At 35.6% G+C, this 7,159-nt stretch carries 10 protein-coding genes and 1 pseudogene; all 11 read right to left on the bottom strand.

The window, feature by feature from the left end; translation table 11 throughout:
* Nucleotides 1-1,022, bottom strand: a 1,022-nt coding sequence (locus ORH16_RS18675) for a primase C-terminal domain-containing protein (protein ID WP_265460439.1), incomplete at its 3' end; no start/stop codon positions are given.
* 575 nt (nt 1,023-1,597) lie between these two features.
* Nucleotides 1,598-2,026, bottom strand: a complete 429-nt coding sequence (locus ORH16_RS18670; protein ID WP_265460438.1) for a hypothetical protein — start codon at nt 2,024-2,026, stop codon at nt 1,598-1,600.
* A gap of 13 nt (nt 2,027-2,039) precedes the next feature.
* Nucleotides 2,040-2,861 carry a ParA family protein gene (locus ORH16_RS18665; RefSeq protein WP_265460437.1) on the bottom strand — a complete coding sequence of 274 codons (822 nt, stop codon included), beginning with the start codon at nt 2,859-2,861 and terminating at the stop codon, nt 2,040-2,042.
* A 292-nt stretch (nt 2,862-3,153) separates the two neighbouring features.
* Nucleotides 3,154-3,330, bottom strand: coding sequence for a hypothetical protein (locus ORH16_RS18660; RefSeq protein WP_265460436.1), 177 nt, complete (start codon nt 3,328-3,330; stop codon nt 3,154-3,156).
* 26 nt (nt 3,331-3,356) lie between these two features.
* A complete protein-coding gene (locus ORH16_RS18655) occupies nt 3,357-3,719 on the bottom strand; it encodes a hypothetical protein (protein WP_265460435.1) in 363 nt (120 codons plus the stop codon).
* Nucleotides 3,720-4,086: 367 nt separating this feature from the next.
* On the bottom strand, nt 4,087-4,461 hold the full coding sequence (locus ORH16_RS18650) for a hypothetical protein (RefSeq protein WP_265460434.1): 375 nt from the start codon (nt 4,459-4,461) through the stop codon (nt 4,087-4,089).
* A gap of 252 nt (nt 4,462-4,713) precedes the next feature.
* Nucleotides 4,714-5,253, bottom strand: a complete 540-nt coding sequence (locus ORH16_RS18645) for an HNH endonuclease (protein ID WP_265460433.1) — start codon at nt 5,251-5,253, stop codon at nt 4,714-4,716.
* A 36-nt stretch (nt 5,254-5,289) separates the two neighbouring features.
* Nucleotides 5,290-5,775 (bottom strand): reverse transcriptase domain-containing protein, encoded by a 486-nt coding sequence (locus ORH16_RS19050; protein ID WP_416207889.1) that lies wholly within the window; start codon nt 5,773-5,775, stop codon nt 5,290-5,292.
* A 551-nt stretch (nt 5,776-6,326) separates the two neighbouring features.
* Nucleotides 6,327-6,509, bottom strand: a complete 183-nt coding sequence (locus tag ORH16_RS18640) for a transposase (RefSeq protein ID WP_265460432.1) — start codon at nt 6,507-6,509, stop codon at nt 6,327-6,329.
* 149 nt (nt 6,510-6,658) lie between these two features.
* Nucleotides 6,659-6,823 (bottom strand): annotated as a pseudogene (locus ORH16_RS18635) (ATP-binding cassette domain-containing protein); the annotation flags it as partial.
* 95 nt (nt 6,824-6,918) lie between these two features.
* Nucleotides 6,919-7,159: winged helix-turn-helix domain-containing protein (locus tag ORH16_RS18630; protein ID WP_265460431.1), on the bottom strand; the 241-nt coding region annotated here is incomplete at its 5' end.

Below are 7,159 nucleotides of genomic sequence, written 5' to 3'. Positions count from 1 at the left end.
GTCCAATTGGTCACTAGCCGGCGGATAACTACTCGGCTAGCAGCTTGATACTTACCTGAATAGGCACTTTTGATGGTTCGAGTGTACTCTTTTTCACGTAACGGACTGACCAGCTGAAAACTATTAAACTCGTCAAGAAAATCATAGCACTCTTGATAGCTGATTCCTGAAGCATAGTGGGCCAAAGCCAACGTAAATAAGGCATTGTTGCGCCCAATCACGCCTTTAGTGCCACTTATTTCTTTGCGGTTAAGGAGAATTTTCACCCATGGCTCATCAACTTGTCCTCTTGATTTACCTTTCAAAACTCGTAATCCGTCCGGATTTTTACGTTTAGGTTTTGCCGGAGCAAATGTCATAGACCAGTCAATCCATTGCTGCATAGGGTAAACAAAGTGTGGTTGATACAACACAACGTTGTCTGTCCGAGGGATTCTAGCAATACCAAAATGGTTGCATGAAAAATCGACAGGCAGAGATTTCCCAAAAAAAGTCCGCAGGTTCTCTGATATTCTTTTTGCAATCCGAATGGAACCATAGTTGTCTTTATTCGAGATATACCACGCATTCTCCAGTACAAAATAAATCTGGTATCCCCCTGGGGATTTCAAAATCATCGTTGGTAAGAAACCAAAATCTGAGTTGATGCAGCAATTGATGATTTGTCTTTCAGAGAGAGTGTCCCCTTCAGGTACATCGATGTCGATTAAAAACGTGTTGATTTGTTTCAAATTGTCTTCAGAATGGCCTTTGACAATGCTTTTTTCTTTGTCAGCATAGGTTCCAAAACTATAGACGTTCGGTGTCCAATGCGTAAAGCCATCCAAGTTATCTAAAATGGCTTCTTCTGAAGTCAAGATAACCCCACGGCCGGCGGCCATTTTCTCTTTTGACCGGAAACCGAATATAGCACCTTTTTTTCCATCCGGTTTGTAGTCAATCGGTTTGATCTTGCTGTTTTTGTATTTGTATTGTCGAATGCCTTGCTTTAAAAACAAAGAATACACTTCTTGGATTTGCATAGGAACATCGCCTTTCGTTTTTGAGTACAAAAAAGAGGACACCAAATAACACAGTGTCCTCAACTTTAAAAAAAGCTTAAAATCATGTCGAATCTAAATGAGTTCGCACTCAAATAAGCCTTTTCGTATTGAATTTTTTTTCAAAATTTGATAAAATAAGTCCAACGACAGATTTAATTTATCAACAAAGAAAAGACACTTGTTTGACAAAACAAAGTTATGAATTGGCGTTCATAGTTTTGCTTGTCTTTTTTTTTGAATTTTTTTTAATATAACATTTATAAAAACTATACTCAAGCTCAAAAACATTTAAGGTATAAGTTATACCTATATTAATATGGTATAACTTATATCTTAAATACTAATTAACTTATACCTTATACTTTAAATAAAACGACGCTTGGAAACATTAGTACTTCACTAGTAATTCACTAATCCTTTGCTTACAAGGTCTCTAAATACAATTTTTTTCATAAGTATAAGTTATACCTTAATTTTTAAAGTATAACTTATACTTTTTATACCAATATATACGGTATAACTTATACTTTATATTTGGAAAAGTTTTTAAAAATTTATTTTTTCAAGTCTTCAAAATCCTGGTTGATTTGTTCTCTCAAAATCTTTTGTTTCGTTGCTGGTAGTTGTGACTCAATATAGCTTTCTGCTAACTGATCTACAACACTATTAAAACTTATTCTACTTGTTGTCTCACTGAACTCTGACATGTACCCTTTTAAGTTGTTTAATTTTACGTTTAAAGCAGGGGATATCTTTGTAGGAAATGTAACCTTAAGCCTTTCATCAGTTATTACTTTTGGTCTCCCACGATTCCCATTGGTACCTTGCATGTTAGCTTGACCTGTATCATTTTTGCTATCAAGTATCAAACTATTAAAGCCATCATTTCCAAATTCATTTTCTCCGCTTAAAAGTGGTTCGTAATGGCCGTCATAATCACCTGTTGTATCAAATGCTGTTCTGTTTTTTGATTCTTTTGTCAACTAAACCACTCCTTTACATTCTCACTCTAGCTTCCAAAAATTTTCTTCTGGCTTCCATCTCATTCAGTATTTGAATGAATACGTTATGTGCTTGATAATCCCATTGGTCATAATTTCCATTTTTATACTTTTTAATATATATTCCTTCACGAGAATAGCGTTTCAATCTCTTCTGAAATCTTACTATGTTGCTGAAAACATTATCCCCATAAAGGGCTTTAGCCTCCTTTAAAATATCTTCATCTAGAACATCATCAGGGTCAATCATACAAGCAACAATACCGATAATCTGCAACTTGATTCCAAACGTCTTAACCATATACTGTTGGTAGCCTACATACTTTTTCACCCCATCAAATGATTCATCCGTTGTCTGGAAAGCAATGATTGTATAATCTGACGCCGCCATTGCATTGTCAGTATATTCACTTATTGTTGGCGGTACATCGATAAAAATATCATCGTAGATTTCTTTTAAAGGAGCTAATAACTTGGCAAGCACTTGAATTTTTTCTTTTTCATCATCAAATGAGTTGACATATTTTGAAAAGGCTCTAAAACGAGTATCACAAGCAACTAAATCCAAATTACCATCAATATTTACTACACAAGACAAAATATCATTTGATTGGAGTGCATCAGTTATTGTAGATTTTATTTCTCTCACATTACCAGTTTTTGCCATTATTTTTGTTGCATTCGCCTGCGGATCAATATCTACTAAACAAGTCTTTCGATTTTTAAACTTTGCATTATCATATGCTAATTGCGTGGCTGATTTTGTTTTGCCGACACCACCTTTGAAATTACCTACAGTATAAGTAGTTGCTGCCATAATACCCCTCCTATTTCTTTTTGCAATTAAAGTATAAGTTAAATACTGTCCAAAGTCAACGATTAAAGTATATTTTAATTCCGGACAAAAACACTTATTTCATAAGGCTTTATTAGGTATAAGTTATACTTTAATATTAAACATATACCTTAAATAGTAATCTTCTGTTTAAAGTATTGAACGCTTATACATTCATGTGTGACAAGCATCAACTACTAAATACTAATTATGGTATAACTTATACCTTATATAATTTAGGCATAACATATACTTTAATTACTGGTAATATGGCCTAACAATTGTTTTTGCCATAAGAAATAAATTCCTGAAATGTAATCCCTTCAAACGCCAGCAAGACCTCAAAAGTTTTCTTGTCATATGCGATTTGACTTTCTCCAGTTTCCGGATTTATAACGTCAACTGAGCTGTTTCGTTTTATCATTTCATAAACATCGGTAGTTAAAGTCAAAGACGTTCCTCCTTAAGTAATATGTTTTATCCTTTAAAGATTTCAATGTGTCTGATTTGTCCAGATGGAATAGGGGGCTTTCCAATAAAAATATTCAAGTCATCAGAACCAATTATCTTGCCAATAACATCCTCTTGAAACTGGTTCGCTTCATTTCGTTCACTCATTTGCACTGACACGTATAAATCTTTCAAATAAGCCAACTCTATAATTTCATTTATCTCAATTTCTTCTGATTGAGGTTTCACTTCAATTGCTTTTCGTCGTGCGCCCAGGTCTTCAGAAGGGGCAGCCGTATGATCGGATAGGTAAAATCCTAAATACTTCAGCAAGCCTCTATCATCATACGTTCTGAAAAATTCTGTTGCTAAACCGTCATCAATACTCATTATTTGCACCTCCTTGATGTAATCTGGCATTCCCTCCAGCGTGACCACCAACTAGAGAAGCCCTGTCAATTGCTGTTCCTGCTTCCAGTAGCGAGCTTGTATGGACGAGGGAAGGGAAGCCGAAACGTTCTCTAACAGAATCAACGATTGTATCTAATTCATATGCAGTAAGCTGTTGTTCTGGTTCTTCAAATAACGAAAATTGAAAGGCTCCAGCGTCCACTAAAGAGCTATACGTGACAGATATGTTCCTGATAAAGCAACCATCGACGTAAAACTCTTTGAAAAGGCACAGAACTTGAGAAACTAGTGGTTTAGACTGTTTGGTTGGCTCAATTTTCCGTTGATGTGAGAAGCCGCCTTCAGGTCAATTTCGGGAATACCCAATCCCTAAATGGACACACTTTGTTTGAACATTGTGTTTTCGCAAGCGACTAGCTACTTGTTCGGCTAACTCTCGTAAAACTACCAACGTTTCCCTGTCCGTGTAATCACGGGGTAAAACCTGACTATTTCCATAGCTTTTCGCCTTATTTAGTGTTGGTAGAGGCTGTTTGAAGCTTGTCCGGTCAATGCCCCATGCATGGGCATATAATTGTTCGCCTAACATACCTAAACTTTGTTTTAAAAAGTAAGGATTATAAGCTGCCAGGTCTCCCATTGAGTAAATACCACGGTCATTCAATCGCTTTTCATAACCTCGACCAATTCCCCAAAATTCAGAAAGGGGGAGATTGGCCACAATTTTTTTGGAACGTCCTCATAACGCCACTCAGCAAACATATCGGGCGTATGTTTTGCCTCAATATCCATTCCGATTTTTGCAAGCAATACCGATAGGTAAACCTTTGAAGTTATCGCCAGTTTTTCCCCCAGTCCACACCGTACGTGAGACTTTCACCTCATACGGCGTTCCATCATTTTAGTACATTTCATCATTTTTCTTCAATCCTTTGTGCTGTTTCACCTAATTATCCTTACTGGATACAATTATCTAATTAAGAAATATTTTTTTGTTTCCTACTATCTCTCGTAACTTGTTTAGTTTCTCAAGCTGTTCCCTATTAGGGTTGATTATGTTCATGTATTTTCTAATTGTCTCTTTCTTTGTTGCGTGAATAAAACGGTGGGGGAGAGAGCCTAATAATACGAGATTGCTGTAAGAGTCATCTTTAGTAAGACGATAGGGTATTTTATGGTGACAGTGCATATCATGAATATCTAATTCTTGACCCATGATACCGCACAATCCTTTTTGAGCTATAAACAATGAGATTCTGTTATTATTCAGTTCGGTTGTTCCTCTAGTACCTTTGATTGGTAGATTGCGTAGAATAACTAATTTAAGTTTTGACGCACTACTTTGTTCAGTATGCATTTCTTTTCTGCCAGCTTCTGTATATTTACAAATGCTTCTTTTCTTGAACAATGCATTCTTAGTTTTTATTAGTCCAATAGGTAGTAGTGATTGTCTCTGTAAATATCGCATCATTGGTGAACGGGCATAAGGAGTAATCCCTTTATCCTTTCCCATGTATTTACCTTTTTTAGTTAGTCCGTTCCTACTCAATCAATTTTTCATCAGGAGAAGACACCTATAATGAACTTTTTTTAAGTCAATGGATATGCACGTCGCTATTTTATAGTATTGGTGAATTCCAATGACCTTACTGTTGTATCTTCTGATTTCCCCAATTGTTTTTTGGCTGTTAGGATTTCTTTGGATTCTCTTGATCTGTTCTTTTAATTGATACTCTATAACTTTCAACGCCTTGGGTGAGATATGCGAGCGCATAATGTTCCTGTTTCTACTCCGCATCTTTTTTATTGTGAAACCCAGAAATTCACTATCTTGTTTTTTGAGTTTAGTAACTTTCGATTTTTCTTCTGAGATAGGAAGTTTCAATCGTGTTGTTAGCCACTTTTTTGTTGCGTAAAATATTTTCCACGCTGTTTTTTGGTTTACACAGAACAACTTGAAATCATCCGCATATCGTACCAAGTAGGATTCCTTCAGCTTGGTTGAGCTTCTTAGCTTTCTGTAGTGATGTCCCATGTTTTCCTGATCCATTTAGGTTATGTTTATTCTGGATCTCTTCACAGTGTCGATTTTCCCACTGATTTGTTGCCCACCAATCAAACTCATTTAGATTGACGTTTGCTAGTAGGGTGTAAAAGGCCAAAAAAAGATGTAGGTTTTAGGCCAATGAAAAGCAGATTAGATGTAGGTACGTTTAATAACACTATATTAGGTATAACTTTACTTGGAACTAAGGTGTGATAGCCTTTGACTGAGCCGCATCCTTTCCGCTCAGGATTTCTAAAGGCGTACATCACACCTTTAGAAGGTTTCTAGTCAAGTTAGACCAGATTCTATAATGAAATTTGGATTAAATAGACAATTATTAATGGCCAAAAACCTACATTTTCAATGCCTTTTTTCCTACATTTTATTGTGGCCCTTTACATTATTATTTCTGATTTCTGTAACTGTCAATGGTTTGTTCTTATAAAAGTAATAGGCACTTCCAGGGATTTCTAATAACCGACACAACAAAGAAACAGTGTAATCCTTACACCATTTTTCAATAAATTGAACAAGCGAATTTAGGTTTTCCGAGAGAATATGGCTGCGGCTTTTTTTAAGGTTTCAAGTTCCTCTTTCAAACGAGCATTTTCTTTTCTCAGTTCAGCCACTTCTTTTCCAGTCAGTCCTGTGGACTGATCAGGTAAATATAAATTCTTCCATTTGTAAATCGTTACTTCAGATAAGCCATATTCTTTCGCCAACCTCGAACAGAACGTCCAGTTTGATTCAGTTCAACAATCATCTGTTTAAAATTTTCTTCATATCGGGTCATAAAAATTGATCCTCTCGTAGATAAGTTTAATTTATTCTTGTCTCTATGAAAAGCTGTCTAAGATTTGATACTAACACCAATTTTACTTTCCATGTATTCTTTGGACAATTTTTGGTTAATCTTTTTATTATCAAATATTATATTCCCATGGGTCACACTGTCCAAACCCACAACAGCACGTCCTATAGTTGTTTTACCTGAGCCTGATTCACCCACTAAAGAAAATGTTTCACCTTTATTAATTTCTCCGCGAGTAATTTATATAAGATTGCAAAATTTATATAAACTAAATAAAAAGAGCCCTACTTTAGGATAAAATCCCAAAACAGGTTCTCTTTTCAATTTATATTGTTAAATGGTTCTATTTCGTCTGAAACTCTATAGCCTTTTTTCCAGTGTGTTTCGATACTTTGTTCTGTAAATCCATATCGAGCAAATTTCAGGCGAATCCGACTAACAATTTGAGAAAGTTGCGCCAAGTGTGAACTTGTCGGTTGACCATTCCACATTCGTTGGGCAACTTCTTTTCGCGTGAGAAATCCTCCCTTTTCATTGGATAATATTTCAAACAATTTTCTT

The organism is Enterococcus sp. HY326 (assembly GCF_026157065.1).
GTDB lineage: Bacteria > Bacillota > Bacilli > Lactobacillales > Enterococcaceae > HY326.
Note: the sequence above shows the minus strand (reverse complement) of the source record. Positions and strands in the feature narration are given on the sequence as shown.

Excerpts from the sequence above, each read along its gene's own strand:
- ORH16_RS18665 (WP_265460437.1), bottom strand. The coding sequence starts at position 2,861 with ATGGCAGCAACTACTTATACTGTAGGTAATTTCAAAGGTGGTGTCGGC.
- ORH16_RS18655 (WP_265460435.1), bottom strand. The coding sequence starts at position 3,719 with ATGAGTATTGATGACGGTTTAGCAACAGAATTTTTCAGAACGTATGAT.
- ORH16_RS18645 (WP_265460433.1), bottom strand. The coding sequence starts at position 5,253 with ATGGGAAAGGATAAAGGGATTACTCCTTATGCCCGTTCACCAATGATG.
- ORH16_RS19050 (WP_416207889.1), bottom strand. The coding sequence starts at position 5,775 with ATGGGACATCACTACAGAAAGCTAAGAAGCTCAACCAAGCTGAAGGAA.